Genomic DNA, 24,143 nt, shown 5'->3' with positions numbered 1-24,143 from the left:
CCTACTCCTCCACCAAAAGCTTCTCCCTCAGCTGCGCCAGGGTCCGAGCCAGCAGTCGAGAGACGTGCATCTGCGAGATGCCCACCTCCTGCGCGATCTGCGACTGGGTCATGTTCCCGAAGAAGCGAAGCAGCAGGATCCGCTTCTCCCGCGGCGGCAGGTCCTCCAGGAGCGGCTTGAGCGACTCGCGGTACTCGACCCCCTCCAGGGCCTCGTCCTCCGCGCCCAGCGTGTCCGCCACCGCCGGCGACTCGTCGTCGGTGTCGGGGACGTCCAGGGAGAGCGTCGAGTAGGCGTTGGCCGACTCCAGACCCTCCAGGACCTCCTCCTCGGAGATCCCGAGCCGCTCCGCCAGCTCGTGCACCGTCGGCGAGCGGCCGTGCTGCTGCGAGAGCTCGGCCGTCGCCGTGGTCAGCGAGAGCCGCAGCTCCTGGAGCCGGCGCGGCACCCGGACCGCCCACCCCTTGTCACGGAAGTGGCGCTTGATCTCGCCGACGACCGTCGGCGTCGCGTACGTGGAGAACTCCACCCCGCGCTCCGGGTCGAACCGGTCGACCGACTTGATCAGGCCGATCGTCGCCACCTGGGTCAGGTCGTCCAGCGGCTCGCCGCGGTTGCGGAACCGCCGCGCCAGGTGCTCCACGAGCGGCAGGTGCATCCGTACCAGCCGGTTGCGCAGCTCCGCCTTCTCCGGGGAGCCCTCGGGCAGCTCGCGCAGCTCGATGAAGAGGGCGCGGGCGCCGCTCCGGTCGTGCGGGTCCGGGGCGGCGTCGTCCTCGTCGCCGTCCTCGGCCGCAGCCTCGTCCGAAGCCTCGGCCGGAGTCTCCTCGGCCTCGTCAGGAATCCGCGGCCCGGGAGCCGCGGGGGCCTCGGAGGCCCCCGCCGTCCCGGGAACCTCGGGGTGCTGCTCGTGCTCGCTCATCTGGTCCGCCTGCTCCGTAGCGACCCTGTTCGGCCGCGCCTGCTGCTCAGGGATGCCGGCCGTCGCGTCCCCGCTCCTCACGCCGGGCCTGGCCCCGCGCCGCGCTGTTTGTACAGGCTGATCGAGACCGTACGGTCATCGGCCACCGACGACTCCACCTTTCCGGCCAGCGCCGACAGCACGGTCCACGCGAAGGTGTCCCGCTCCGGCGCCCTGCCGTCCGTCGTCGGTGCGGAGACGGTCACGTCGAGGGAGTCGTCGACCAGCCGGAAGACACAGCTGAGGACGGACCCCGGCACGGCCTGCTGGAGCAGGATGGCGCAGGCCTCGTCGACCGCGATCCGCAAGTCCTCGATCTCGTCGAGGGTGAAGTCCAAGCGCGCCGCGAGACCGGCCGTGGCCGTACGCAGCACGGACAGATAGGCACCCGCAGCGGGCAGCCGGACTTCCACGAAGTCCTGGGTCCCGGGCTCGCCTGCGATCTGGGACACCCTCACCTCCAAGGTGGCACAAGCTCATTCGGGGCTCGGGGGGAGAGCCCCCCGAACCGGGCGGTACGCAGGGAGCCTGCGCGGTCCGCCGTGACGCTATCGCGATCCATCCTGCCGTGTCGCCGTGAGCCCCGGAGACCAGGGCTTCCTCGCCCTGCTCCCGGAGACCCGGCCTCGGAGACCCCGTCCCGGAGACCCGGCCCCGGAGCCGTGGCCCCGACCCGGCAGTCGCGGAGACCCTCGGCCCCCACCCCGGCGGCCGCGGAGACCCGCGGAGGGTTGACGTACCCAGCCGTCAGACGATCGAACCGTCGACGAAGCACCAGCGCCAGGCCTCGCCCGGCTCGAAGGTCCGCATCACCGGATGCCCGGTCGTGGAGAAGTGCCCCGTCGCGTGCCGCCCCGGCGAGGAGTCGCAGCAGCCCACGTGCCCGCAGCCCAGACAGAGCCGCAGCTGGACCGGGTGCGTGCCGTCCGACAGGCATTCGAGGCAGGTCTCGGCCAGCGGCGCCGGCTCGGGGCGCGGGATTTCGGCTACGTGCAGGCACTCGCTCATGATGGCCAGGTTACGTTGCGGCACGGAACGGGGTCGGGCATGGACGCACTACAGCTGGTGGCACTGGTGGCGGCGAGCGCCGCCGTGGCCGGGTTCGCCCGCAGGTCCCCGGTGCCCGCCCCGCTGCTCCTGGTCGCCGTCGGCCTCGTCGCCTCGTACCTCCCGGGGGTCCCCGACTACACCCTCGACCCGCACATCGTGCTGCCGCTGATCCTGCCCCCGCTCCTCTACACGGCCGCCGTCGACTCCTCGTACCTCGACCTGCGGGCCAACATCCGGCCCGTCGCGCTGCTCTCCGTCGGGTACGTCCTCTTCGCCACCGTGGCCGTGGGCTGGCTCGCGTACGTCCTCGTGCCCGACCTGCCGCTCACCGCCGCCCTCGTGCTCGGCGCCGTGATCGCCCCGCCGGACGCGGTCGCCGCCACCGCCATCGCCCGCAGGCTCGGCCTGCCGAACCGGATCACCACGATCCTCCAGGGCGAGTCCCTCGTGAACGACGCCACCGCGATCACCGCGTACAAGGTCGCCCTCGCGGCCGCGGTGGGGGAGGGCATCAGCTGGGCGGGCGGCTTCGGGGAGTTCCTGCTCGCCGCGGTCGGCGGCATCGGCGTCGGTCTGGTCCTGATGGTGCCGATCCACTGGCTGCGCACGCACCTGGGTGAGGCCCTGCTCCAGAACACCCTCTCCCTGCTGATCCCGTTCATCGCGTACGCCGCCGCCGAGGAGGTCGGCGCCTCCGGCGTGCTCGCGGTCGTCGTGGTCGGGCTCTTCCTCGGCCACAAGGCCTGGCAGGTCGACTTCGCCACCCGGCTCCAGGAGGAGGCCGTCTGGAAGATGGTCGCCTTCATCCTGGAGTCCGCCGTCTTCGCCCTGATCGGCCTCCAGCTGCCCTTCGTCGTCCAGGGGCTCGGGCCGTACGGGGTCGCGGAGGCGGCCTGGTACGCGGTCGGGGTCTTCGTCGCCGTGGTCGTCGTCCGGTTCGTCTGGGTCTACCCGGCGACCTTCCTGCCCCGCTGGATGTCCGCACGCATCCGGGAGCGGGAGCCCGAGGTGGACTGGCGGGCGCCGCTCGTCGTCGGCTGGGCCGGCATGCGCGGCGTGGTCTCCCTGGCGATCGCCTTCTCCATCCCCGTCCTCACCGACGGCAAGGAGTTCCCGGCCCGGAACCTCGTCCTCTTCCTCACCTTCACCACCGTGATCGGCACCCTCGTCGTGCAGGGCCTCACCCTGCCGCCCCTGATCCGGCTCCTGAAGCTCCCCGGACGGGACAGGTACACCGAGACGCTGGCCGAGGCGCAGGCCCAGAGCGAGGCCTCGCGCGCCGCCGAGGAACGCCTCGACGAGCTCCTCGCCGACGAACGCAACGCCCTGCCGAAACCCCTCGCCGACCGGCTGCGCACGGTCCTGGAGCGCCGCCGCAACTCGGTGTGGGAGCGCCTCGGCGCGGTCAACGAGGTCACCGGGGAGACCGCGGACGACACCTACCGGCGTCTCTCGCGCGAGGTGATCGACGCCGAACGCGAGGTCTTCGTACGGCTGCGCGACGCCCGCCGCATCGACGACGAGATGATGCGCAGCCTGCTCCGCCGCCTCGATCTGGAGGAGGCGGCGGCCCACCGGGAGACGGACTGACGGACTGGCGGGTCCTGTCCGGGCGGGTCATGGCCGGGGGCCGGGGGTCGGGGCCGGCTCTAGGCGGCCTCCGGTGCTCCCGTGATCACCGCCGCGAGCCGGGTGCCGGCCGGGAAGGCGCCCTCCTCCGCGAGGGCCGTCAGGCCGTACAGCATTTTGGCGACATACAGCCGCTCGATGGCGAGTCCATGCCGTGCCTCGAAGTCCTGTGCGAACGCCTCCAGGGCGGGGGGCACGCGCGCGTAGCCCCCGCCGTGGAAGCGCTCGTCCAGGGTCCAGTCCCCGCGCGGTCCGCCGAAGGCCGCCTCCTGGAGCGCCCGGACCTCCCCGCCGAGGAAGCCGCCCCTGAGCACCGGGACGCCGAGGGTCCGGCCCTCGAAGCCGGCCGCGAGCCCCGCCAGGGTGCCGCCCGTGCCACAGGCGACGGCGGCCACGTCGGCGTGGACGGCGAGCTCACGGCCCAGCTCCACGCACCCGTGGACGGCGAGGGTGTTGCTGCCGCCCTCCGGGACCACGTACGCGCGCGCGGGGGCCCGCTCCAGGAGCGCGCCGAGCGTGGCCGGGTCGTTCTTCGCGCGGTACGTGGCCCGGTCCACGAACTCGAGACGCATCCCGTCCGCCGCGCACCGCGCGAGGGACGGGTTCAGCGGCCGCCCGGCCAGCTCGTCGCCGCGGACCACCCCGACCGTCGGGAAGCCGAGCAGCCGGCCGGCGGCGGCCGTCGCCCGCAGGTGGTTCGAGTACGCGCCGCCGAAGGTGAGCACGGGCCGGCCGGCCGCCTCGCGCAGGTTGAGCGCGAGCTTGCGCCACTTGTTGCCCGGCAGGTCGGGGTGGATCAGGTCCTCGCGCTTCAGCAGCAGCGTGAGGCCGCGCCGGGCGAAGCGCTCGTCCTCCACCGGCTCCAGGGGCGAGGGGAGCCGGGGCCGCAGACGGGAGAGGTCGAGCGCGTTCACCCGGCCATTCTCGCCGCTCCCCGACCAGGCCCGGTCGGGAGGCACCCCGGGACCGGACCTGACCGCGAAGCGCCCCTGGGGTCAGCGCAGCCGGTCCGCGATCCGCTCCCGCATCGACGCCATCGTGAACCCGCGCGGGTCCACCTTGCCCGGCTGCCACTCCAGGTGCCCGATGACCGAGCGGTGCGTCCAGCCGTGCACCCGGCAGACGGCGGCCGCCGCCTTCGCGATGGCCTCCAGCTGGACCTTCGGCCACGGGTCCTCGCCGTCGCCGAGGTTCTCGCACTCGAAGCCGTAGAAGTGCCGGTTGCCGTCCGTGGTGGCCTCGTCGTCCGGCGGCAGCCGCCGCTCGGCGATGACCGCGCGGAGGACCTCGTCGTCGCCGAGCCCCGCGTGGTTGGCGCGCCCGTAGCCGACGAGGTGGACCGTGCCGTCCTTGGCGATCACGCCGTGGCAGAGCGGCCCCGGCAGGGCCTCGTAACCGTCCCGGCAGATCCGGACCGTGTGGGCGGTGCCGCGGGTCGCGGTGTGGTGGATCATCACGCCGTTCACCGGGCCCCAGGGGCCCTTGTGGTTGCGGTTGTGGGTGGACCAGTCGCCGACCTGGACGACCGTGAGTCCCTCGTCGCGCAGCGCGCGGAGGAACCTGTCCGCGGACATGGGTGAGGACATGACCGACTCCTTCCGGAGGACGGGGTGAACTTCCGGAGTACCGGATTCCGCGACTCCACCGCCATCCGTTCGAACCGCGTGCGAGCCGATCCGGTCAGATCGTCAGGAGACGTGCGGGGGTGCGCTGTTCGGATGGAAATCGCGTGACATGCCCCGAAGATCGTCGAACAGTCCCACTCGAAAGTGTAATGGCGCCGACACGCTCCGTGCTGAAAGGCTTCACTCGAAGACTCAGGCATACGAGAGGGAGTTCCATGTCCGTTGGTTCGGTTGGCGACGAGGTCCGCGCGGAGCAGCAGGCCCCGCAGCAGAGTCTCGGCACCGCCGCCGCGCGGAACCTCGCCACGACCACCAAGTCGGCCCCGCAGATGCAGGAGATCACCTCCCGGTGGCTGCTGCGGACGCTGCCGTGGGTCCAGGTGCAGGGCGGCACGTACCGGGTGAACCGGAGGCTCAGCTACTCCGTGGGTGACGGCCGCGTCACCTTCGTGCAGACCGGCGAGCGCGTCGCGGTGATCCCCGCCGAACTCGGCGAACTCCCCGCCCTGCGCGGATACGAGGACGAGAGCGCGCTGACCGAGCTCGCGTCCCGCTGCACCCAGCGGGAGTACGCGGCGGGCGAGGTCATCGCCGTCGCGGGCGCCCCCACCGACCGGGTGTACCTCCTCGCGCACGGCCGCATCGAGCAGATCGGCGAGGGGCCCTACGGCGACGAGGCCGTGCTCGGCGTCCTCGCCGACGGCGCCTACCTCGGCGAGGACGCCCTGCTCGGCGAGGACGCCACCTGGGACTGGACCGCCCGCGCCGCCACCGCCTGTACGGTCCTCGAGCTCACCCGCAGCGACGTGCGGAACCTCGCGGAGCGGGCCGGCTCGCTCGCCGCCCACCTCGCGGGCGTGGCCTCGACGCCCGAGCAGCGCACCAACACGTACGGCGAGGCCGCGATCGACCTCTCCGCCGGCCACGTCGGCGAGGCGGTCGTCCCGCACACCTTCGTCGACTACGACGCCTCGCCCCGCGAGTACGAGCTGAGCGTCGCCCAGACCGTGCTGAAGGTCCACAGCCGCGTCGCCGACCTCTACAACCAGCCGATGAACCAGACCGAGCAGCAGTTGCGGCTCACGGTCGAGGCGCTCCGCGAGCGCCAGGAGCACGAGCTCATCAACAACAAGGAGTTCGGCCTCCTCGCCAACTGCGACTACGGGCAGCGGATCCAGCCGCACGACGGCGCCCCCAGCCCGGACGACATGGACGAGCTGCTCTCCCGTCGCCGGGGCTCCAAGATGTTCCTCGCCCACCCGCGCGCCATCGCCGCCTTCGGCCGCGAGCTCAACAAGCGCGGCCTGGTGCCCGAGACGATCGAGATCGCGGGCAACCGCATCCCGACCTGGCGCGGTGTGCCGATCTACCCGTGCAACAAGATCCCGGTCTCGGACGCCCGGACCACCTCGATCATCTGCATGCGTACGGGCGAGGCCGACCAGGGCGTGATCGGCCTGCACCAGACCGGCCTCCCCGACGAGATCGAGCCGAGCCTCTCCGTCCGCTTCATGGGCATCGACGAGCAGGCGATCATCTCCTACCTCGTCACGGCCTACTACTCGGCGGCGATCCTCGTCCCGGACGCCCTGGGCGTCCTGGAGAACGTCGAGGTCAGCCGCTGGCGCTGAGCCGGCGACACCCGGGGGCGGGCACCGAACCCGCCCGCCCCCGGGCGCTCCCCGCCCGCCACGGCTCGTGCCGGCTCGCGTCGGCGAATCGGCGAAGGATACGAAGGAAATCACCGTGACCATGACCAGCACGGATGTCGTCGCCGACGGCCAGGGGGCCGTGACGCTCCTGGACCGGACGCGCACCGCCGTCAATCCCCAACTGCGCTCGACCGTCGAGTCCCTGCCGGACTCCATGAGGCGCGTGGCGATGTACCACTTCGGCTGGGAGCGCGCCGACGGCACCCCGGACGCGGGGCAGTCGGGCAAGGCGATCCGGCCCGCCCTGGTCCTCGCGGCGGCCCGCGCGCTCGGTGCCGACGAGACCCGGGCCGTGAAGGCCGCGGCGGCCGTGGAGCTCGCGCACAACTTCACCCTGCTCCACGACGACATCGTCGACGAGGACCCGACCCGGCGGCACCGGCCCACCGCCTGGACCGTCTTCGGGATTCCCGACGCCCTCATGGCCGGCGACGCGATGAGCGCGCTCGCCCTGCGGCTGCTCGCCGAGGACCCCCACCCCGCCTCGGCGGCGGCCGCGGCACGCCTGGCCGCCTGCGTCATCGAGCTGTGCGCCGGCCAGCAGGCCGACTGCGCCTTCGAGCAGCGCGACCCGCGCGAGGTCTCCCTCGACGAGTGCCTGGCCATGGCCACGGCCAAGACCGGCGCGCTGCTCGGCTGCTCCTGCGCCCTCGGCGCGCTCTACGCGGGCGCGGGGGAGGAGGAGGTCGCGGCGATGGACGCCTTCGGCCGGGAGGCCGGCCTCGCCTTCCAGCTGATCGACGACCTCATCGGCATCTGGGGCGACCCGGACCGCACGGGCAAGCCGGCCGGCGCCGACCTCGTCGCCCACAAGAAGTCGCTTCCCGTGGTGGCGGCGCTCACCTCCGGCACCGCCGCCGGGGAGGAGCTGGCCGAGCTGTACTCCCGCCCGACCCTCGACGCGGCGGCGGTGCGGGCGGCGGCGGACGCCGTCGAGCGGGCCGGCGGCCGTGACTGGGCGCAGGCCCAGGCGGCCGAGCGCATGGGCCGCGCCGTCGAGCACCTCGCCCAGGCGGTGCCGGACCTGTCGGCGGCGGAGGACCTGCTCGCCCTCGCGGAGTTCGTCACGCGGCGCACGCGCTGATCACACCTCCGGGACGATCCGGGTGACCACGGTCTCGATCATGTCGTCCAGATCCCGGTCGCCGAGGATTCCCGGGACGGTGAAGTGGTCGAGGAGCAGTCCGGTGAGGGCGAAGTACAGCAGCCGGACCGTGTCCGCGTCCCCGGGCATCCCGGCGGCGAGGTGCCCCTGGATGTTCGCTTCCAGGTCGGAGCGGAGCACTTTGGTGAGCTGGGTCCTCAGCTCGGGCCGGCGGACGGCTTCGAGGCGGAGCTCGAAGAGTCCGAGGTAGCAGGTGCGCTCGGCGGCGAGCCGCCGGGCGATCCAGCGCATCAGGTCGAGCACCAGCTCCCGGCTGGGCGCGGGGGCCATGGCGGTCTCCGCGTCGACCGGGTCCGGGGTCAGCCGGACGAAGATCCGGTCGCCGACCTGGGAGAGCAGCTGGTCCCGGTCGTTGAAGTAGTTGGACGAGGTGCCCGTGGGGACCCCCGCCCGGGCGTCGACCGCCCGGAAGGTCAGCCCGCGGGCGCCTTCGTCGGCCAGGACCTCGATCGCGGCGTCGAGCAGGGCCGTACGGCGTTCGGGGTTTCTCGCCATGTCGGGCTCCTTGAGTACGGAAACGGTTCTTCGAAAAAGGGTCTTGCGTAACCACTACAGGTGAAGCACTATAACTGTCGTGGTTGCGATCGCGGCCGCACCCCTGACGCGAAGAGGACCGGTTTGCGCAAGCTCACGTACTACATCGCCTGCACCATCGACGGCTTCATCGGCGACCCCGAGGGCGACGCCAGCTCCATGTTCAAGTTCACGACCGCGGAGTACATGGCGGTCATGAACGCCGAGTACCCCGAGACCGTCCCGACGCAGGCGCGGGAGATGTTCGGGGTCGACGCCGAGAACAAGCACTACGACACCCTCATCCAGGGCAGGCGGTCGTACCAGCTCGCCCTCGACATCGGCGTCACCAGCCCGTACAACCACCTGCGCGAGTTCGTGGTCAGCCGCTCGCTCACCGAGTCGCCCCACCCCAACGTCGAGCTGATCGCCGACGACCTGGTGGGCCGGGTCCGCGAGCTCAAGGCCGAGGACAGCCCGCTGGGCATCTACCTCTGCGGCGGCTCCACCATCGCGGGCGAGCTCATCGAGGAGATCGACGAGCTCGTCATCAAGACCTACCCGCAGGTCTACGGCTCCGGCATGCCGATGTTCGGCGCCGGCTTCGAGCCCCGCGACTTCGAGCTGGGCGAGGTGCGCACCTTCGACAACGGCGTGCTCGTCCGGACGTACACCAGGAAGCGGTAGCGCCGGTGCCGGCGGCGGGCGACGTCGCGCGGGGCGACCTACCCTGGATGCATGGGTGAGGAGACGCCCCGCACGACGCGGGACCCCCTCGCCGAGCGGCACTGCCCGGCCTGCGGCGAACCGCTCGGCACGGTGGCCACCCGGCACAAGGTCCTCGGGGCCTGGGTGCCGGAGTGGGAGGTGCAGCCCTGCCGCAACCCCGACTGCCCGCTCTACGAGGGTGCGGAAGCCGCTACCACGCACGTGACCGGCAAGAACGGCGAGATCGGGAGAAGTCCGGCCCCGGGGTGACCGGGCGCGCGGCGGAGCCGGTCAGACCGCTACAGTCCGCGCATGTCATCGGAGTCGACAGAAGTCTGGACCGGCTGGTACCGGGACCGCAGCGGCGCGGAAGCGATCGTCATCACGGCCGACGGGCGGCACGTCGCCACCCGGATCAGGGGGATCGAGTACACGGGCGAGAGCTTCGCCGCGCTCAGTGCCGCCGACGAGGGCGGGCGGGCCCTCACGGGCTGCGTCCTGGAGTGGGACCTGCCGCTCCCCGTCGTCGTGGACGGCGCCGCCCAGCAGGCCACGCTGGCCTGCCTGCTGACGCTCGGTGAGCGCGCCGACCTCAGCCTGACGCTGCACTACGGCGGCGCCGCCTTCGAGGCGTGCGTCGCGGGGGGCGACTTCGACGGAGCCCTGGAGCGGGTGCGGAGCCAGCTGCCGCCCGGCGCGGACTTCGGCCGCAGGCTCCTCCAGGCGGCCTGAGGCCGGGCGGCCCGAGACGGCGAACGGTGGCGCCCCGGGGAGGGGGCGCCACCGTCTTGCGCGACTCCTGGTCAGCCCTTGAACGCGGAGGCGAGACCGTAACGCCACAACTGGTCGACGCGGGACCGCTCCTGCGCGTTCGGCTGGGCGTTCTGGCAGGACGTGCCGGGGCCGCCGCCCGACATCAACTCGCTGCACGGGCCGCTGTAGTGGTCCGGGAGCCCGAGGACGTGCCCGGTCTCGTGGGCCGTGACCCGGGTCGAGTTGTACTGCTGGTTCTGCCGGTAGTCGAGGAAGATGTAGCCGCTGCCGTGGCCGTCGGTGCTGGCGTACGAGCCGCGGGAGTCGTTGCCCTCGTAGTAGGCGAAGTCGGGGTTGCTGCCCTCGACGAGCCGGACGTTCGCCACCGAGCTGTTCCATATCTGCGCCGAGCGGGCGATCTGGGTGCGGAAGCTCGGCGCGTTGGCGGTGCTGTAGACGACGGTGACGGCGGTCGCGCCGGGGACGGCGGCCCGCTTCTTCGCCACCGACTTCACGACGGCGTCGAAGAAGGCCTGGTTGGCCTTGGCCTCCTCGGCCGAACCGGCGTAGTTCTGTGTGAGGGTGCCCGTGCCGACCGCTGCCGCCGGGGCCGTACCGAGGGAAGCGGCGAGACCGAGACCGAGGGCGGCGGTCAGCACGGAGGTGAGGACCTTGGGGTGACGCATGGGGGGCTCCTCCTGTTGGTGTCGGAGAGAGTCTCGGGGGAGCGGGCCCGCGCGGGGATGATGCCAACCACCGATAACCCCACGGCATCAGGTGATCCGTGACACTCAACTGCCTTGAAATCAAAGGCAATTGAGGGCGGCCGGTCGTCTGGTGCGACTCCACGCCCCGCCCTACCCTCGGGGCATGGAGCTGGAGGTGAGACACCTGCGCGCGCTCTGCGCCATCGCGGACACGGGAAGCCTGCACAAGGCGGCCCGGCAACTCGGCGTCAGCCAGCCCTCGTTGACCACCCAGCTGCGCCGGATCGAGAACTCCCTCGGCGCCGAACTCTTCTCCCGCGGCCGCACCGGCTGCCGCCCCACCCCGCTCGGCCGCTCCCTGCTCAGCCGGGCCCGGCCCCTGGTCGCCGACATGGCCGCGCTCGTCACCGAGACCCGGGCGGCGGCCGCCCGCGCCGACGGACCCGGACTCCGCGTCGGCTCCACCGCCAGCCGGGCGCTCCCGGGCTGGCTGCGCCGGCTCCGGCAGCGGCTGCCGGACACGGACGTCGGCCTCCGGGTGGACGTCTCCGCCAACGCGCTGCTGCGCACGGTCGCCGCCGGGCAGCTCGACGTGGCCTTCGTGCACGAGGTGGAGGGCTGCCCCCTACGGGTCCCCGAAGGCCTGACGGGCCGGATCCTCGTGGACCGCGAACCGCAGTTCATCTCCATGGCCCACGACCATCCGGCCGCCGCCCGCCCCGTCGTGGACCTCGCCGACCTCGCCGCCGACCACTGGATGGTCGACCCGACCGTCGACGGCGAATGGGACGGCCTCCGGCGGGTCCTCGACGCCGCCGGCATCGACCCGCCCCTGCTGCACGGCGACTACCACACGGCCGCCTCGCTCATCGTCCTCGGCGAGGCCGTCGCCCCCTGCCAGCCCACCTCGGGCCCGCGCGAGGACATGGCCATCCGGCCCCTGCGCGGCGACCCGCTGGGCGTCCGGCTCCTGCTGTACGGGCGCCCGGGGGCACCCCTGGACGTGCTGTACGGCGAACTCGCGGCGGCCTACCGGGAGGTGGCCCTGCGGGCGGCCCCGTACCGCGAGTGGCTCCGCCGCCAGGGCGAGACGGCCACGCTGTCGGTGGGGCCGTGCATGATGACCGTATGAGCGAAGATCCCGGCCGGGCAGAGGTACGCCACGCGCGCCCGGAGGACCTCCCCCGCGTCGTCGAACTCATCACCGAACACGCCGCGTACGAGAAGGCCGCACCCCCGGCCCCGGGCCTGACGGACCGCCTCGCCGCCCTCCTCTTCGGCCCCGAGCCGCCCCGCCTCCGCTGCTTCGTGGCCGCCCTCCCCGACGGCACCCTCGCGGGCTACGCCACCTGCGCCCCGGAGCTCTCCACCTGGGACGGCACGGAGTACCTCCACATGGACTGCCTCTACCTCACGGAACCCTCCCGAGGCCACGGCCTCGGCCCCCTCCTGATGGAAGCCCTCCGCACAGAGGCCCGCACCCTGGGCCTCCCGGAACTCCAGTGGCAGACCCCTACCTGGAACGAGAACGCGATCCGCTTCTACGACCGCCTGGGCGCCACCTCGAAGGAGAAACGGCGCTACACGCTGCCGACGGAGGCGTAGGGCGTCCCGAAGCCCCGGCCGTCTCCCGTTCCGTCCCCGAACGCCCGGAGGGGTACGACCGCCGAGCGGTCGTACCCCTCCGGAAGGGAATCGGAAGGTCAGGCCTTCTTCGTCTCCCAGAAGATGCGGTCGATCTCGGCGATGAGCTCCAGCGCCTTCTCGCCCGTCTTCGGGTCCGTCGACGCCTTGGCGGCCGAGAGGGCCTTCAGGGTGTCGTTGACCAGCTGGTTGAGCTCGGGGTACTTCTCGAAGTGCGGGGCCTTGAAGTAGTCGCTCCAGAGCACCGAGACGTGGTGCTTGGCGAGCTCGGCGCGCTGCTCCTTGATGACCGTGGCGCGCGCGCGGAAGTGCGGGTCCTCGTTGGCCAGGTACTTCTCCTGGACAGCCTTGACGGACTCGGCCTCGATGCGGGCCTGGGCGGGGTCGTACACGCCGCACGGGAGGTCGCAGTGGGCGCTGACCTTCACCTTGGGGGCAAACAGGCGGGAGAGCATTGAGCCGTCCTTCCTCGTGATCGTCTTCTCAGGTGGGACATTACTCGGTGAGAAGGGCGTTTTCGCGGGCGCCCCCTGGGGCTTAGGTCAAAAGTCCAGGGTCAGTATGGGTCGAGTGGATGAGTGAACGAGTCGACTCGGCGTGGAGCGGGAGGTGCCCAGTGACGGGATCGGGGCGGGAGCGGGTGGCCGAGGCGAGTTCGCCGCCGTTCGGGATCGCCGAGGTGACCGGGATTTCCATGGTCCCCACGCTGTTGCACGGGGATCAGTTGCTCGTGCAGTACGGGGCCCGGCTGCGGCCCGGAGTCGTGGCCGTGCTGCGGCATCCGCTCCAGCAGGATCTGCTCATCGTGAAGCGGCTGATCGAGCGACGTGACGGCGGCTGGTGGGTGCTGGGCGACAACCCGGACGCCGAGGGGGACAGCCGCGTCTTCGGGGCCGTACCGCCCGATCTGGTTCTCGGGCGGGTGCGGGCGCGGTACCGGCCGGTGACGCCGGGGCGTCAGCGTTCGCCGGCCGTGATGCTCTCCTGGCTGGTGTCCTCGGTCAGGCCCGTCTGGTCCGACCGTTCGGCCTCCAGGCGCTTGCGGGCCCGGTAGGCGGCCACGTTGGCGCGGGTCGCGCAGCGGTCCGAGCAGTAGCGGCGGGAGCGGTTGGTGGAGGTGTCCAGGTAGGCGTTGCGGCAGGGCGGCGCCTGGCAGAGGCCGAGCCGGTCCGCGCCGAACTCCGTCAGGTGGAAGGCGAGGCCCATCGCCGAGATGGCGGCGTAGCCCGTGGTCGCGTTCGAGGAGTGGTCGGCGAGGTGCATGTGCCACCGGGGCCGGCCCTCCTCGTCGAGGGTGTCGTGGCCGGAGATCTGAGGGCTGACGGGGAACTCCAGGAGGAGCGAGTTCAGCAGGTCCACCGCGCCCGTGTGGTTGCCCTCGTCGGCCGCGGCGAAGACCGCCCGGAGGCGGGCCCGCACCGTGCGGAAGCGCGGCAGGTCGGCCTCCGTGACCCTCCTGGCCATCTGCGTGGCGGGGCCGAAGAGGTCCCGGAGCACCTCGACGGAGGTCAGGGTGTCCTTGTTGCGGGCCGGCTCCTCGGTGTTGACCAGACGTACGGCGAAGTCCGAGTAATGGGCCAGTTCCACTTGTAGTCCTTACTTCGGCGGGCTAGTGTCTCGCTCGGAAGGGGTAACGCCTGTTTCCCCTTCGAGGGTATTACGAACGCGGGGAGGACAGGTCATGACCGGAACCGACTGGGCGGGCTGGCAGCAGAGCTGGGACCGTCAGCAGGAGTGGTACATGCCGGACCGTGAGGAGCGGTTCCGCGTGATGCTCGACATGGTCGAGGCGCTGGTGGGACCGAAGCCCCGCGTCCTCGACCTCGCGTGCGGTACGGGGAGTATTACGAGCCGGCTGCTCCGGCGGTTCCCCGACGCGACCAGTATCGGCGTCGACCTCGACCCGGCCCTCCTCGCCATCGCCGAGGGCTCCTTCGCGGGCGACGAGCGCGTCACCTTCGTGACCGCCGACCTCAAGGACCCCTCGTGGGCCGAGAGCCTGCCGTACGGCTCGTACGACGCCGTTCTGACCGCCACCGCCCTCCACTGGCTCCACAGCGAGCCCCTGACCGTCCTCTACGGGCAGCTGGCCGGTCTCGTCCGCGAGGGCGGGGTCTTCATGAACGCCGACCACATGATCGACGAGGCCACGCCTCGCATCAACGCCGCAGAGCGCGCCCAGCGGCACGCCCGCATGGACCGGGAGAAGGCCGCCGGGGTCCTCGACTGGGCCGACTGGTGGGCCCTCGCCGCCCAGGACCCGGTCCTCGCCGGGCCCACCGCCCGCCGCTTCGAGATCTACGGCGAGCACGCCGACGGCGACACGCCCTCGCCCCGCTGGCACGCCGAGGCCCTGCGCGCCGCCGGCTTCGGCGAGGCCCGGCCGGTCTGGGCCTCGCCCTCCGACACCCTCCTCCTCGCCGTGAAGTAGCCCGAGGGGACGCAGAAGGGGGGGGGGGGGGGGCCCCCGGGCCCCCCCCCCCCCCCCCCCCCCCCCCCCGCGCGGTTGACCCCGGGGGGGCCCCAGGGGGGGGGGGGGGGCCCCCCGGCCCCCCCACCGCCCCTTCTGCCGCGTCTCAGAGCACCTTCGAGAGGAACGCCTTCGTACGGTCCTGCTGCGGGTTCGTCAGGACGTCCCGCGGGTTGCCCGCCTCGACCACGACGCCGCCGTCCATGAAGACCAGCGAGTCGCCGACCTCGCGGGCGAAGCCCATCTCGTGCGTGACGACGATCATCGTCATGCCCGACTCCGCAAGGTCCCGCATGACGTCGAGGACGTCACCCACGAGCTCCGGGTCGAGCGCGGACGTCGGCTCGTCGAAGAGCATCAGCTTCGGCTCCATCGCCAGCGCGCGGGCGATGGCCACACGCTGCTGCTGGCCGCCGGAGAGCTGCGACGGGTAGTTGCCCATCTTGTCGCCGAGGCCGACCCGGTCGAGCAGGCGCTCGGCCCGCTCGCGCGCCACGGCCTTGGACTCGCCCTTCACCTGGATGGGCGCCTCCATGACGTTGGCCAGGGCCGTCATGTGCGGGAAGAGGTTGAAGCGCTGGAAGACCATGCCGATGTCACGGCGCTGGACCGCGACCTCGCTGTCCTTCAGCTCGTAGAGCTTGTCGCCCTTCTGCTTGTAGCCCACCAGCTCGCCGTCGACGGAGAGCCGGCCGCCGTCGATGCGCTCCAGGTGGTTGATGCAGCGCAGGAAGGTCGACTTTCCGGAGCCGGAGGGGCCGACGAGGCAGAAGACCTCGCCGTTCTGCACCTCCAGGTCGATGCCGCGGAGGATGTGGGCCGCGCCGTAGGACTTGTGGACGCCTTCGGCCTTGACCATGGGCTGACCGGTCATGCCGCACCCTCCGGGGAACGCTTGAACGTGATCACATTCTTCTTGACGCGCTGCCACGGGGTGGGCGGCAGGTTGCGCGTCGAACCGCGGGCGAAGCGGCGCTCCAGGTAGTACTGGCCGACGCTGAACACGCTGGTCAGCGCCAGGTACCAGATGGAGGCGACGAAGAGCATCTCCATGACGGCGCCGGCCGTGTTGCCGATGTTCGACGAGGCGCGCAGGAGCTCGGTGTACTGCACGGCCGAGACCAGTGACGAGGTCTTCAGCATGTTGATGAACTCGTTGCCCGTCGGCGGCACGATCACGCGCATGGCCTGCGGGAGCACGATGCGGCCCATGGTCTTCGTCGAGGACATGCCCAGCGCGTGCGCCGCCTCGGTCTGGCCCTCGTCGACCGACTGGATGCCGGCACGGACGATCTCCGCCATGTAGGCGCCCTCGTTCAGGCCGAGGCCGAGCAGGGCCACCATGAACGGCGTCATGACGTCCACGGTCTCGTTCTTGTAGATCGGACCGAGGTTGATGTAGTGGAAGATCAGCGACAGGTTGAACCAGACGAGCAGCTGGACGTAGACCGGGGTGCCGCGGAAGAACCAGATGTAGAGCCAGGCGACCGCGCCGGTCACCGGGTTCTTGGAGAGCCGCATCACGGCGAAGAGGATGCCGAGGACGAGACCCAGGGCCATCGCCGAGATGCTGATGATGATGGTGTTCCACATGCCGCTGATCACGGACGGGTCGAACACCTTGTCCCACACCGTCGCCCAGACGACATCGCCCTGGGAGAAGGCGTAGACGAGCCAGCCGAGGAGGACCACGACCACGACGGCGCTGACCCAGCGGCCGTAGTGGCGCACGGGAATGGCCTTGATCGCCTCGTACGGGAGACCCGAGGGGGAGGGCCCGGCCGGAGCGGCGGCCGGGTCCTTGCTGATCTTGTCAGTCATGACGACTGCCCTTCAGTGGTACGAGGAGAGGTCACTTGCCGGCGTTGATCGTGGCCGACTTGACCGCACTGTCCTCGACGTCCCACTTCTTCAGGACCTCAGTGTAGGAGCCGTCCTTGATGATCGCGTCCAGGGCTTCCTTGACGGCGTCGCGCAGCTGGGTGTTGTCCTTCGAGACGCCGATGCCGAAGAGGCCGACGTCGCTCTGGCTGCCGACGACCTCGAAGTCGTTGCCGCCGCCCGAGGTCTTCGCGATGTACGAGGCGACCGGGTAGTCGTTCAGGTCGGCGACCGCGCCGCCGGCCTTCACGCGGGTCTGGGCCTCGGCGTCGGTGTCGAAGGCCTGGATGGTCAGCTTCTTGTCACCGCACTTGGTGGCCTGCGCCTTGAAGGTGTCCTCGTAGATCGTGCCGCGCTGGACGGCGACGGTCTTGCCGCAGAGGTCGTCGAGGGAGTTGACGCCCTGCGGGTTGCCCTTCTTGACCAGCAGGGAGACGCCGGAGCTGAAGTAGTCGACGAAGTCGATGCCCTTGCCGATCTTCTTCCCGTTGTCGTCCAGGCCCTCCTGGCGCTTCTTGTTGTCCGTCATCGAGGACATGATCAGCTGCTGGCGGCCGGTGTAGATCGAGGTGATCAGGCCGTCGAAGGTGCCGGAGACGAACTCGAGCTTGACGCCCAGTTGCTTGCTGAGGGCCTCGCCGAGGTCCGGGTCGACGCCGACGATCTTGCCGCCGTCGGTGAACTCCATCGGGGCGTACGAGGCGTCCGTGCCGACCTTGATGACACCCGCCTTCTGGATGTCGGCGGGGAGCTTCGCGAAGAGCGGGGCCTTGCTCGCGGCGGCCGAGCCGGACTCCTTCGTGCCGCCCGCGCTCTCGGTCTGGTCGCCACAGGCGGTCAGCAGCATCGAGCCGGCGACCGCGATGGCGGCGACCGCGGCAAGACGGGACGTGCGGGTCTTGGCGGTCGTACAACGCGTGGAGCGTGCGGTCATGGTCGGGTTCCTCCGGCGTGTGAAGTGCTGCCAGGTGGTCACGTACACAACTTCGAGTGTCGCGACCTCGTGTGATTACGGCATCTTGCCATTCGGACTGCCACAAACCGACGGCCACGGATGTCAAAATCGGATAACAGGTGACCCCGAAATCCCGACAGGCCGGTACATCAGGGCCGGATCTTCTGCGGAATCCCTTCCCCGTCACCGAAAAATCTGCGGTTCATCTCGCCATTCGGACGATGGGAAGGCCGCCAATCGGGTGCGGAAACCATCTATCGGGACATCGGGTGACGTGTCGTTCTCCGTCCGTGTCCGGACGCACTCGGTATGAGTCGCGTCACCGAGCGGATATGGACTCGTCTGCGGTGCCGTCTGTCCGGTAAGAAGGATCCTTACACCCCTCATCCGGGGCTCAGGGCGCGTTGTGCGGCGCGCCCGCGCGGCTGCCAGACACGGCGGCCGCGGGACCCGCCCACCGCTCCACACCAGGAGCGGCCAACCCTCAAATGCAGCAGACTCAAGGGGTCAACCCAATGGCAGCGGAAATCGTCAATCCTCACAACGACAGCGGTACGGAAGCTCCCGAGGAGCCCTTCGATCCTGTCTTCGCCCTTCACCGGGGCGGCAAGATGGCCGTGGCGGCCACCGTCCCCCTGCGGGACAAGGACGACCTGTCCCTCGCGTACACGCCCGGCGTCGCCAAGGTGTGCACCGCGATCGCCGAGCAGCCCGAGCTGGTCAACGACTACACCTGGAAGTCCCAGGTCGTGGCCGTCGTGACCGACGGCACGGCCGTCCTCGGCCTCGGCGACATCGGCCCGGAGGCCTCCCTCCCGGTCATGGAGGGGAAGGCCATCCTCTTCAAGCAGTTCGGCGGCGTGGACGCGGTCCCGATCGCCCTCGCCACCACCGACACCGACGAGATCGTCGAGACCGTCGTCCGGCTCGCCCCCTCCTTCGGCGGGGTGAACCTGGAGGACATCTCGGCCCCGCGGTGCTTCGAGATCGAGCGCAAGCTCCAGGAGCGCCTCGACATCCCGGTCTTCCATGACGACCAGCACGGCACCGCGATCGTCACGCTCGCGGCCCTCCGCAACGCGGCGAAGCTGACCGGCCGGACCCTCGGCGACCTGCGCGGTGTCATCTCCGGCGCCGGCGCGGCCGGTGTGGCCATCGCGAAGTTCCTCCTCGAGGCCGGCCTCGGCGACGTCGCCGTCGCCGACCGCAAGGGCATCGTCAGCCGCGACCGTGAGGACCTCACGGACGTCAAGCGCGAGATCGCCGAGCTCACCAACAAGGCGGGCCTCAGCGGCTCCCTGGAGAGCGCCCTGGCCGGCGCGGACGTCTTCATCGGCGTCTCCGGCGGTACGGTCCCCGAGGCGGCCGTCGCCGCGATGGCCCCGAACTCCTTCGTGTTCGCCATGGCCAACCCGAACCCCGAGGTCCACCCCGACGTCGCGCACAAGTACGCGGCCGTCGTGGCGACCGGCCGTTCGGACTACCCGAACCAGATCAACAACGTCCTCGCGTTCCCCGGCATCTTCGCCGGCGCGCTCCAGGTCCGGGCCTCCCGGATCACCGAGGGCATGAAGATCGCCGCGGCCAACGCCATCGCGGACGTCGTGGGCGACGAGCTCGCCGCCGACTGCGTGATCCCGTCGCCGTTCGACGAGCGGGTCGCCCCGGCCGTCGCGGCCGCGGTCGCCGCAGCCGCCCGCGCCGAGGGCGTCGCCCGCCGCTGACGCGGTTCGCCTCCACCGAAGGGCCCTGTTCCGGACTGCACCGGACGGGGCCCTTCGGCGTGCGGGGGGTGTGCGGGGCCGTCTGATGCGGGCGGGTGCTGCAGCGGGTGCCGTAGGGCGCGGTGCGGTGTCGCGGGATCGGGTGCGGTGCCGTCCGATCCGGTGTGGTGCGGTGTGGTGCGGTGTGGTGCGGTGTGGTGCGGTGTGTGGTGCGGTCGCGTCGGGTCCGGTTGCGTGTCGGTCCGGCTCTGTCCAGGCGACACGGGTCACACCGGGGCGTGGTTCCGTCACGTACCGGAGGCGCCCTAGGGTCGGGGCCATGTTCGCTGCCTACGCTGCCCGAATCGACCGCGACCAGCCCCTGAACGGCCTCGAATTGGGCGAACGTCCCGAACCCGAGGCGCGGCCCGGGTGGACCACCGTCACCGTCAAGGCCGCCTCGCTCAACCACCACGACCTGTGGTCGCTGCGCGGGGTCGGACTGCCCGAGGAGAAGCTGCCGATGATCCTCGGCTGCGACGCCGCCGGCATCGACGAGGACGGCAACGAGGTCGTCCTGCACTCCGTCATCGGCCAGACGGGCCACGGCGTCGGTCCGGACGAGCCCCGATCCATCCTCACCGAGCGCTACCAGGGCACCTTCGCCGAGCGCGTGACCGTCCCCAGCTGGAACGTGCTGCGCAAGCCGAAGGAGCTGTCCTTCGAGGAGGCCGCCTGCCTCCCCACCGCCTGGCTGACCGCCTACCGCATGCTCTTCACCAACGCCGGCGTGCGGCCCGGCGACTCCGTGCTCGTGCAGGGCGCGGGCGGCGGCGTCGCCACCGCCGCGATCGCCCTCGGCAAGGCGGCCGGCCTTCGGGTCTTCGCCACCAGCCGCGACGAGGCCAAGCGGAAGCGGGCCGTCGAGCTCGGCGCCGTCGAGGCGTACGAGCCGGGGGCGCGGCTCCCGCAGCGGGTGGACGCCGTCATCGAGACCGTCGGCGCCGCCACCTGGTCGCACTCGGTCAAGTCCCTGCGGCCCGGCGGCACGCTCGTCATCTCGGGCGCCACGAGCGGCGACCGTCCCTCGCACGCCGAGCTGACCCGGATCTTCTTCCTGGAGCTGAAGGTCGTCGGCTCGACCATGGGCTCCAAGGACGAGCTGGAGGACCTCCTCTCCTTCTGCGCGGCGACGGGCCTCCGGCCGGTGATCGACGAGGTCCTGCCGCTGGACCGGGCGCGCGAGGGCTTCGAGAAGATGGCCTCCGGCGAGCTCTTCGGAAAGATCGTTCTGAAGACCTCCTGACCGACATCTTGAAGTAGGTCGGTCGACCTGATGGGATCTCCGGCACGAGAAACGTGAACATCGCTCACCTTGTCGTGCCGGAGGCCTCCTTGTTGCGAACCACCCTCGCGGCGACCGTCGTCGTCGCCTCGCTGCTCGCCCCGACCGCCGCCAGGGCGGAGACCGGCGGTGACGCGATACCCGCCCTCACCGACTCACGCGGCCGGGTCCTCACCCTGCGCGGCTGGAACGTCGCGGACAAGTCGCACAGCGGCGACTCCGCCCTCTCCGGAATCACGGAGAAGTACTTCCGCGACATGCGGGCCAAGGGCTTCAACACCGCCCGGGTCCTGGTCTTCTGGGACGACCTGGAGCCCCGGCCCGGCCAGTACAGCCAGGCGTACCTGAGCAAGATCGAACGGGTCCTGGACTGGGCCCAGAAGTACGACGTCAAGGTCATCCTCGACGCCCACCAGGACGTCTACGGGCCCGCCTTCGGCTCCCGGGGCATTCCGGCGTGGGCAACCAGGACCGACGGGCTGCCGTTCACCCCGCACCCCGACGACTGGTTCTCCCAGTACTTCGAGCCCGCCGTCCAGCGCGCCTTCACCCACCTCTACGAGGACGCCGACCTGCAGCGCGCCCAGGCCCGCATGTGGCGGGTGCTCGCCGACCGCTTCGAGGACCACCCGGCCGTGCTCGGCTACGACCTCATCAACGAGCCGATGGGCGAGCTCCGCGAGGGCGAGGACCTCGCGACGGCAGCCCGGCGCATCGAACGCGACCAGATCACCCCGATGTACAACCGGATCGCGGACGCGATCCGTTCGGTCGACAAGGACGGGTGGGTCTTCGTCGAGCCGACCCCGATCGTGGGCGAGGGCGTGCCCACCGGTCTGGGGCGGATCGACGACCCGAAGGTCGTCTACGCCCCCCACTTCTACAACGGCACCATGGAGGCGGGCGGCGACTACGACCCGTCGGCCGGCTGGATCGAGAACTACGAGGCGGCGGTCACCCAGTACCCGAAGGAGTACAAGGTGCCCGTGATCGTGGGGGAGTGGGGGCCGCTCAACAACTCCCTGCCGAACATGAACCGCTTCTACCGCGAGGCCATGGCCTCCCTCGGCCGCTACGGCTCCGGCTGGACCGGCTGGGAGTGGTGCTACGGCGGCGGCTACTGCGCCGTGGACGGCGCCGGAGCCTTCCGCACGAACAAGGAGCTGACCGCCGAGCCGTACGCGGAGGCGGTCGCGGGCCGGGTCCGCTCCGCGTCGTACGACCCGTCGTCCGGGGTCTACCGCCTGTCGTACGAAGCGGCCTCCCGGCGCGGCTCCCGCGTCACCGAACTCTCCCTGCCGCCCGGCGACTGGCGCGTGACGGCCCGCGGTGCCGCGCTGGTGCTCCGCAAGGACCGAGGCCGAGCCCTGATCCTCGCGACCCCTGGCGCCCGGGTGACGGTGACGGTCACGCGCGGCTGAGGCCCCGGGGGAGGGGGGTCGGGGCCCGGGCGGGGCCCCGGCCCCGTCAGCTCTTTCTCTCCGGGTGGAGGAGGGCCGTGATGTGGGTCGCCGCTGTCGACAAGTGGTCGCGGGTTTCCCTGAGTTGGTCCTCCGTCACGCCGTGGTCGCGGGCCGCGTCGCGGATCTCGTCGCGGAAGCGGTCGAGGAGGCGGTCGAGGTCGCGGGCCGGGTCGCCCGAGTCCGTCGTGTCCCGCGCCCATTCCGGCGCCTCGCCGGCCGGGGCCTTCGCGAACCGGGGATCCGGCGTCGCGGCCTTCGGATGGGTCGTGCCCGTCACCAGGTCGCCGAGCTGGGCCGTGATGCCCGAGATCCCCTCCCAGACCCCCTTGGGCCAGTCGCCCCGCGCGAACCGGTCCTGGACCTCGTCCTGCACCTGCTGGGCGACGCGCTGGAACTCCTTCGCCTGGCGGCGCGCCGACCGGGCCTCCTCGCGGGCCTCGCGGGCCTGCCGCTTCCACTCCTGTTTGAAGCGGCGCATCTCCTCCTTCGCCTCGGCGAAGGAAGGGGGATCCACCGTGCGGTTCTGTCCGGCGGCGGCACGCATCTCGCTCCGCACCCGGCCGGCCGCGCCCCGCACGTCCTCGCGGATCTCCGCCGCCAGCTCCGAGACCGACTCGCGGATCTCCCGCTCCAGGTCGTCCAGTTCGGCGCCGCGCCCGGCCAGCTCGGCGCGGCCGGCGTCGGTGATCGAGTAGACCTTGCGGCCTCCCTCGCTGGCGTGGGTGACGAGCCCCTCGGCCTCCAGCTTGGCGAGGCGCGGGTACACCGTGCCCGCCGAAGGCGCGTACAGCCCCTGGAAGCGCTCCTCCAGGAGGCGGATCACCTCGTACCCGTGGCGCGGGGCCTCGTCGAGCAGCTTGAGCAGATACAGGCGGAGGCGTCCGTGGGCGAAGACGGGCGGCATGTCAGAGCACCTTTCCGGTCGCGGAGGGGTCGGACGAGGGGGCGGCGTCGCCGTCCTCCTCGGGCTCGGGGCGGCGGAGCAGGGCGATGGAGCCGGAGACGGTGGTCGCCTTGAGCGTGCCCCGGCCCGAACCGAGCGTGCCCGTGATGGACTTGGCGCCCCACTGGCCTCCCACCCGCAGGTCCTCGAAGGCGTTCGACACGGCGCCGCTCGTGGTGCTCGCCTCGACCCGGGCGTCGGCCGGGTGCGGGAGCCGGATCGCGACCTCGCCGGAGACGCTGGTGAGCCGGATGTCGGCGGGCGGTCCGTCGAGCCGGGTCGGATCGAGGTCGATGACCATGTCGCCGCTGACCGTGTCGGCCTTCACGGAGGAGCCCGAGCCCTCGATCACCGTGACGTCTCCGGTCACGGAGTTGACGCGCAGCGCGCCGGTGACCGACTGGGCCTCCAGGTTCCCCGAGACGCTCTCGGCGCGGACCGGGCCGGAGAGTCCGAGGAGGGTGGTGTCGCCCGTGACGCCGCGCACCTCCGTACGCCCTCTGATCCCCGTGACGACCGCCTCGGCGCCGACCACGCCCACCTCGACGTCGACGCCCGCGGGGACGGCGACGGAGACGACGGCCTTTCGCCGGTACTCCTTGCGCTCGAACCACTTGAGGATGCTCTTCCAGTGAAGGTCCTCGTAGGTCACGGTCAGCGTGGAGCCGTCCTGCGTCACGATCAGAGGCGGGCCCTCGATCTCGGAGATCTCCACGCGGGCGGAACTCTCGTCCGTCCCCACCACGTTCACCGTGCCGTTGACGATGCGGACCTGCAGCAGCGTCACGGGGTCGGCCGGAGCCAGTTTCGTCGGCTCGGTGACGGACCACTCTGTCATGGTGCTGACCTCCCGTATCGGCAACGCAACATATCGCGTTTCTCGATAGACACGATATATCGCGGCCTCGTGGAGTCA

At 71.4% G+C, this 24,143-nt stretch carries 27 protein-coding genes; 13 read left to right on the top strand and 14 right to left on the bottom strand.

What is annotated here, in order from left to right; genetic code table 11:
* Position 1: 1 nt before the first annotated feature.
* The 3 genes from ACFYX3_RS00690 to ACFYX3_RS00680 all read right to left on the bottom strand — a co-directional run bounded on the left by ACFYX3_RS00690 (position 2) and on the right by ACFYX3_RS00680 (position 1,969).
* Positions 2-1,003, bottom strand: coding sequence for an RNA polymerase sigma factor SigF (locus tag ACFYX3_RS00690; protein WP_389006773.1), 1,002 nt, complete (start codon positions 1,001-1,003; stop codon positions 2-4).
* Positions 1,000-1,413, bottom strand: a complete 414-nt coding sequence (locus ACFYX3_RS00685) for an anti-sigma regulatory factor (RefSeq protein ID WP_019889334.1) — start codon at positions 1,411-1,413, stop codon at positions 1,000-1,002. Before ACFYX3_RS00685 ends, ACFYX3_RS00690 begins: the two co-directional genes overlap by 4 nt.
* Positions 1,414-1,708: 295 nt before the next feature.
* The gene (locus ACFYX3_RS00680) at positions 1,709-1,969 is read right to left on the bottom strand and encodes a UBP-type zinc finger domain-containing protein (RefSeq protein ID WP_382660894.1); all 261 of its coding nucleotides are present in this window, start codon (positions 1,967-1,969) and stop codon (positions 1,709-1,711) included.
* Positions 1,970-2,008: 39 nt separating this feature from the next.
* Between ACFYX3_RS00680 and ACFYX3_RS00675 the strand changes: the two genes are divergently transcribed.
* Positions 2,009-3,601 (top strand): Na+/H+ antiporter, encoded by a 1,593-nt coding sequence (locus ACFYX3_RS00675; RefSeq protein WP_389006768.1) that lies wholly within the window; start codon positions 2,009-2,011, stop codon positions 3,599-3,601.
* Between the two features lie 59 nt (positions 3,602-3,660).
* Here the strand turns inward: ACFYX3_RS00675 and ACFYX3_RS00670 are convergent, their stop codons facing one another.
* Both ACFYX3_RS00670 and ACFYX3_RS00665 read right to left on the bottom strand, forming a co-directional pair.
* Positions 3,661-4,554: a 1-aminocyclopropane-1-carboxylate deaminase/D-cysteine desulfhydrase gene (locus ACFYX3_RS00670; RefSeq protein WP_389006765.1), complete on the bottom strand. Its 894-nt coding sequence runs from the start codon at positions 4,552-4,554 to the stop codon at positions 3,661-3,663.
* 81 nt (positions 4,555-4,635) lie between these two features.
* Positions 4,636-5,226, bottom strand: coding sequence for an N-acetylmuramoyl-L-alanine amidase (locus ACFYX3_RS00665; protein ID WP_389006762.1), 591 nt, complete (start codon positions 5,224-5,226; stop codon positions 4,636-4,638).
* A gap of 254 nt (positions 5,227-5,480) precedes the next feature.
* Between ACFYX3_RS00665 and ACFYX3_RS00660 the strand changes: the two genes are divergently transcribed.
* Together ACFYX3_RS00660 and ACFYX3_RS00655 are read left to right on the top strand one after the other, a co-directional pair.
* Positions 5,481-6,896: a family 2B encapsulin nanocompartment shell protein gene (locus tag ACFYX3_RS00660; RefSeq protein ID WP_389006759.1), complete on the top strand. Its 1,416-nt coding sequence runs from the start codon at positions 5,481-5,483 to the stop codon at positions 6,894-6,896.
* Between the two features lie 121 nt (positions 6,897-7,017).
* Entirely contained in the window at positions 7,018-8,061 is a 1,044-nt protein-coding gene (locus ACFYX3_RS00655) for a family 2 encapsulin nanocompartment cargo protein polyprenyl transferase (RefSeq protein WP_389006756.1), read from the top strand.
* Here the strand turns inward: ACFYX3_RS00655 and ACFYX3_RS00650 are convergent, their stop codons facing one another.
* Positions 8,062-8,637 carry a TetR/AcrR family transcriptional regulator gene (locus ACFYX3_RS00650; RefSeq protein ID WP_389006753.1) on the bottom strand — a complete coding sequence of 192 codons (576 nt, stop codon included), beginning with the start codon at positions 8,635-8,637 and terminating at the stop codon, positions 8,062-8,064.
* 123 nt (positions 8,638-8,760) lie between these two features.
* On the opposite strand from ACFYX3_RS00650, the gene ACFYX3_RS00645 reads away from it, so the two are divergent.
* From ACFYX3_RS00645 to ACFYX3_RS00635, 3 genes are read left to right on the top strand one after another with little or no spacing between them, the layout of a single operon-like run.
* Complete coding sequence (locus tag ACFYX3_RS00645; RefSeq protein ID WP_389006750.1) at positions 8,761-9,342, top strand: dihydrofolate reductase family protein; 582 nt, start codon at positions 8,761-8,763, stop codon at positions 9,340-9,342.
* Positions 9,343-9,393: 51 nt separating this feature from the next.
* Complete coding sequence (locus tag ACFYX3_RS00640; protein ID WP_376594530.1) at positions 9,394-9,633, top strand: hypothetical protein; 240 nt, start codon at positions 9,394-9,396, stop codon at positions 9,631-9,633.
* 42 nt (positions 9,634-9,675) lie between these two features.
* A complete protein-coding gene (locus ACFYX3_RS00635; protein WP_382660899.1) occupies positions 9,676-10,095 on the top strand; it encodes a DUF6304 family protein in 420 nt (139 codons plus the stop codon).
* A 71-nt stretch (positions 10,096-10,166) separates the two neighbouring features.
* On the opposite strand, the gene snpA is transcribed toward ACFYX3_RS00635, so the two are convergent.
* The gene (gene snpA, locus ACFYX3_RS00630; RefSeq protein ID WP_359513643.1) at positions 10,167-10,802 is read right to left on the bottom strand and encodes a snapalysin; all 636 of its coding nucleotides are present in this window, start codon (positions 10,800-10,802) and stop codon (positions 10,167-10,169) included.
* A 184-nt stretch (positions 10,803-10,986) separates the two neighbouring features.
* Between snpA and ACFYX3_RS00625 the strand changes: the two genes are divergently transcribed.
* Both ACFYX3_RS00625 and ACFYX3_RS00620 read left to right on the top strand, forming a co-directional pair.
* A complete protein-coding gene (locus tag ACFYX3_RS00625; RefSeq protein WP_385665421.1) occupies positions 10,987-11,955 on the top strand; it encodes a LysR family transcriptional regulator in 969 nt (322 codons plus the stop codon).
* Positions 11,952-12,428: a GNAT family N-acetyltransferase gene (locus tag ACFYX3_RS00620; protein WP_389006743.1), complete on the top strand. Its 477-nt coding sequence runs from the start codon at positions 11,952-11,954 to the stop codon at positions 12,426-12,428. Before ACFYX3_RS00625 ends, ACFYX3_RS00620 begins: the two co-directional genes overlap by 4 nt.
* Before the next feature lie 98 nt (positions 12,429-12,526).
* On the opposite strand, the gene sodN is transcribed toward ACFYX3_RS00620, so the two are convergent.
* Positions 12,527-12,922: a superoxide dismutase, Ni gene (gene sodN / locus ACFYX3_RS00615; RefSeq protein WP_041131199.1), complete on the bottom strand. Its 396-nt coding sequence runs from the start codon at positions 12,920-12,922 to the stop codon at positions 12,527-12,529.
* A gap of 161 nt (positions 12,923-13,083) precedes the next feature.
* Here sodN and sodX point away from each other — a divergent pair, with 161 nt between their 5' ends.
* A complete protein-coding gene (sodX, locus tag ACFYX3_RS00610; protein WP_389006739.1) occupies positions 13,084-13,521 on the top strand; it encodes a nickel-type superoxide dismutase maturation protease in 438 nt (145 codons plus the stop codon).
* On the opposite strand, the gene ACFYX3_RS00605 is transcribed toward sodX, so the two are convergent.
* Positions 13,425-14,054 (bottom strand): CGNR zinc finger domain-containing protein, encoded by a 630-nt coding sequence (locus ACFYX3_RS00605; RefSeq protein ID WP_389006736.1) that lies wholly within the window; start codon positions 14,052-14,054, stop codon positions 13,425-13,427. The two genes, sodX and ACFYX3_RS00605, sit on opposite strands and share 97 nt — an antisense overlap.
* 94 nt (positions 14,055-14,148) lie before the next feature.
* Between ACFYX3_RS00605 and ACFYX3_RS00600 the strand changes: the two genes are divergently transcribed.
* Positions 14,149-14,898 carry a class I SAM-dependent methyltransferase gene (locus ACFYX3_RS00600; RefSeq protein ID WP_389006732.1) on the top strand — a complete coding sequence of 250 codons (750 nt, stop codon included), beginning with the start codon at positions 14,149-14,151 and terminating at the stop codon, positions 14,896-14,898.
* 145 nt (positions 14,899-15,043) lie between these two features.
* Here ACFYX3_RS00600 and ACFYX3_RS00595 read toward each other — a convergent pair whose 3' ends face one another.
* The 3 genes from ACFYX3_RS00595 to ACFYX3_RS00585 are packed head-to-tail and all read right to left on the bottom strand — an operon-like array spanning position 15,044 to position 17,752.
* Positions 15,044-15,811: an amino acid ABC transporter ATP-binding protein gene (locus ACFYX3_RS00595; protein WP_376589735.1), complete on the bottom strand. Its 768-nt coding sequence runs from the start codon at positions 15,809-15,811 to the stop codon at positions 15,044-15,046.
* Positions 15,808-16,758, bottom strand: coding sequence for an amino acid ABC transporter permease (locus ACFYX3_RS00590; RefSeq protein ID WP_389006727.1), 951 nt, complete (start codon positions 16,756-16,758; stop codon positions 15,808-15,810). The genes ACFYX3_RS00595 and ACFYX3_RS00590 overlap by 4 nt, the downstream gene beginning before the upstream one ends.
* A gap of 31 nt (positions 16,759-16,789) precedes the next feature.
* A complete protein-coding gene (locus ACFYX3_RS00585) occupies positions 16,790-17,752 on the bottom strand; it encodes an ABC transporter substrate-binding protein (protein ID WP_389006723.1) in 963 nt (320 codons plus the stop codon).
* Positions 17,753-18,288: 536 nt separating this feature from the next.
* Between ACFYX3_RS00585 and ACFYX3_RS00580 the strand changes: the two genes are divergently transcribed.
* From ACFYX3_RS00580 to ACFYX3_RS00570, 3 genes are all read left to right on the top strand, one after another.
* The gene (locus ACFYX3_RS00580) at positions 18,289-19,497 is read left to right on the top strand and encodes an NADP-dependent malic enzyme (protein WP_116158872.1); all 1,209 of its coding nucleotides are present in this window, start codon (positions 18,289-18,291) and stop codon (positions 19,495-19,497) included.
* A gap of 319 nt (positions 19,498-19,816) precedes the next feature.
* Complete coding sequence (locus ACFYX3_RS00575) at positions 19,817-20,782, top strand: zinc-binding dehydrogenase (RefSeq protein ID WP_030688786.1); 966 nt, start codon at positions 19,817-19,819, stop codon at positions 20,780-20,782.
* A gap of 89 nt (positions 20,783-20,871) precedes the next feature.
* The gene (locus tag ACFYX3_RS00570; protein WP_389006715.1) at positions 20,872-22,242 is read left to right on the top strand and encodes a cellulase family glycosylhydrolase; all 1,371 of its coding nucleotides are present in this window, start codon (positions 20,872-20,874) and stop codon (positions 22,240-22,242) included.
* Positions 22,243-22,288: 46 nt separating this feature from the next.
* On the opposite strand, the gene ACFYX3_RS00565 is transcribed toward ACFYX3_RS00570, so the two are convergent.
* Positions 22,289-23,188, bottom strand: a complete 900-nt coding sequence (locus ACFYX3_RS00565) for a helix-turn-helix transcriptional regulator (protein WP_389006712.1) — start codon at positions 23,186-23,188, stop codon at positions 22,289-22,291.
* A 1-nt stretch (position 23,189) separates the two neighbouring features.
* Positions 23,190-24,065: a DUF4097 domain-containing protein gene (locus tag ACFYX3_RS00560; protein ID WP_389006709.1), complete on the bottom strand. Its 876-nt coding sequence runs from the start codon at positions 24,063-24,065 to the stop codon at positions 23,190-23,192.
* Positions 24,066-24,143 lie beyond the last annotated feature (78 nt).

It is taken from the genome of Streptomyces sp. NPDC002463, assembly GCF_042889835.1.
Taxonomy (GTDB): Bacteria; Actinomycetota; Actinomycetes; order Streptomycetales; family Streptomycetaceae; genus Streptomyces; species Streptomyces nymphaeiformis.
This window is presented reverse-complemented; position numbering and strand designations above follow the sequence as displayed.

What these genes read in the sequence shown, in the direction of transcription:
- ACFYX3_RS00680 (WP_382660894.1), bottom strand. Translation starts at nt 1,969, where the DNA reads ATGAGCGAGTGCCTGCACGTAGCCGAAATCCCGCGCCCCGAGCCGGCG.
- ACFYX3_RS00675 (WP_389006768.1), top strand. Translation starts at nt 2,009, where the DNA reads ATGGACGCACTACAGCTGGTGGCACTGGTGGCGGCGAGCGCCGCCGTG.
- ACFYX3_RS00665 (WP_389006762.1), bottom strand. Translation starts at nt 5,226, where the DNA reads ATGTCCTCACCCATGTCCGCGGACAGGTTCCTCCGCGCGCTGCGCGAC.
- ACFYX3_RS00660 (WP_389006759.1), top strand. Translation starts at nt 5,481, where the DNA reads ATGTCCGTTGGTTCGGTTGGCGACGAGGTCCGCGCGGAGCAGCAGGCC.
- ACFYX3_RS00655 (WP_389006756.1), top strand. Translation starts at nt 7,018, where the DNA reads ATGACCAGCACGGATGTCGTCGCCGACGGCCAGGGGGCCGTGACGCTC.
- ACFYX3_RS00650 (WP_389006753.1), bottom strand. Translation starts at nt 8,637, where the DNA reads ATGGCGAGAAACCCCGAACGCCGTACGGCCCTGCTCGACGCCGCGATC.
- ACFYX3_RS00640 (WP_376594530.1), top strand. Translation starts at nt 9,394, where the DNA reads ATGGGTGAGGAGACGCCCCGCACGACGCGGGACCCCCTCGCCGAGCGG.
- ACFYX3_RS00635 (WP_382660899.1), top strand. Translation starts at nt 9,676, where the DNA reads ATGTCATCGGAGTCGACAGAAGTCTGGACCGGCTGGTACCGGGACCGC.
- snpA (WP_359513643.1), bottom strand. Translation starts at nt 10,802, where the DNA reads ATGCGTCACCCCAAGGTCCTCACCTCCGTGCTGACCGCCGCCCTCGGT.
- ACFYX3_RS00625 (WP_385665421.1), top strand. Translation starts at nt 10,987, where the DNA reads ATGGAGCTGGAGGTGAGACACCTGCGCGCGCTCTGCGCCATCGCGGAC.
- ACFYX3_RS00620 (WP_389006743.1), top strand. Translation starts at nt 11,952, where the DNA reads ATGAGCGAAGATCCCGGCCGGGCAGAGGTACGCCACGCGCGCCCGGAG.
- sodN (WP_041131199.1), bottom strand. Translation starts at nt 12,922, where the DNA reads ATGCTCTCCCGCCTGTTTGCCCCCAAGGTGAAGGTCAGCGCCCACTGC.
- ACFYX3_RS00600 (WP_389006732.1), top strand. Translation starts at nt 14,149, where the DNA reads ATGACCGGAACCGACTGGGCGGGCTGGCAGCAGAGCTGGGACCGTCAG.
- ACFYX3_RS00595 (WP_376589735.1), bottom strand. Translation starts at nt 15,811, where the DNA reads ATGACCGGTCAGCCCATGGTCAAGGCCGAAGGCGTCCACAAGTCCTAC.
- ACFYX3_RS00590 (WP_389006727.1), bottom strand. Translation starts at nt 16,758, where the DNA reads ATGACTGACAAGATCAGCAAGGACCCGGCCGCCGCTCCGGCCGGGCCC.
- ACFYX3_RS00585 (WP_389006723.1), bottom strand. Translation starts at nt 17,752, where the DNA reads ATGACCGCACGCTCCACGCGTTGTACGACCGCCAAGACCCGCACGTCC.
- ACFYX3_RS00580 (WP_116158872.1), top strand. Translation starts at nt 18,289, where the DNA reads ATGGCAGCGGAAATCGTCAATCCTCACAACGACAGCGGTACGGAAGCT.
- ACFYX3_RS00575 (WP_030688786.1), top strand. Translation starts at nt 19,817, where the DNA reads ATGTTCGCTGCCTACGCTGCCCGAATCGACCGCGACCAGCCCCTGAAC.
- ACFYX3_RS00565 (WP_389006712.1), bottom strand. Translation starts at nt 23,188, where the DNA reads ATGCCGCCCGTCTTCGCCCACGGACGCCTCCGCCTGTATCTGCTCAAG.
- ACFYX3_RS00560 (WP_389006709.1), bottom strand. Translation starts at nt 24,065, where the DNA reads ATGACAGAGTGGTCCGTCACCGAGCCGACGAAACTGGCTCCGGCCGAC.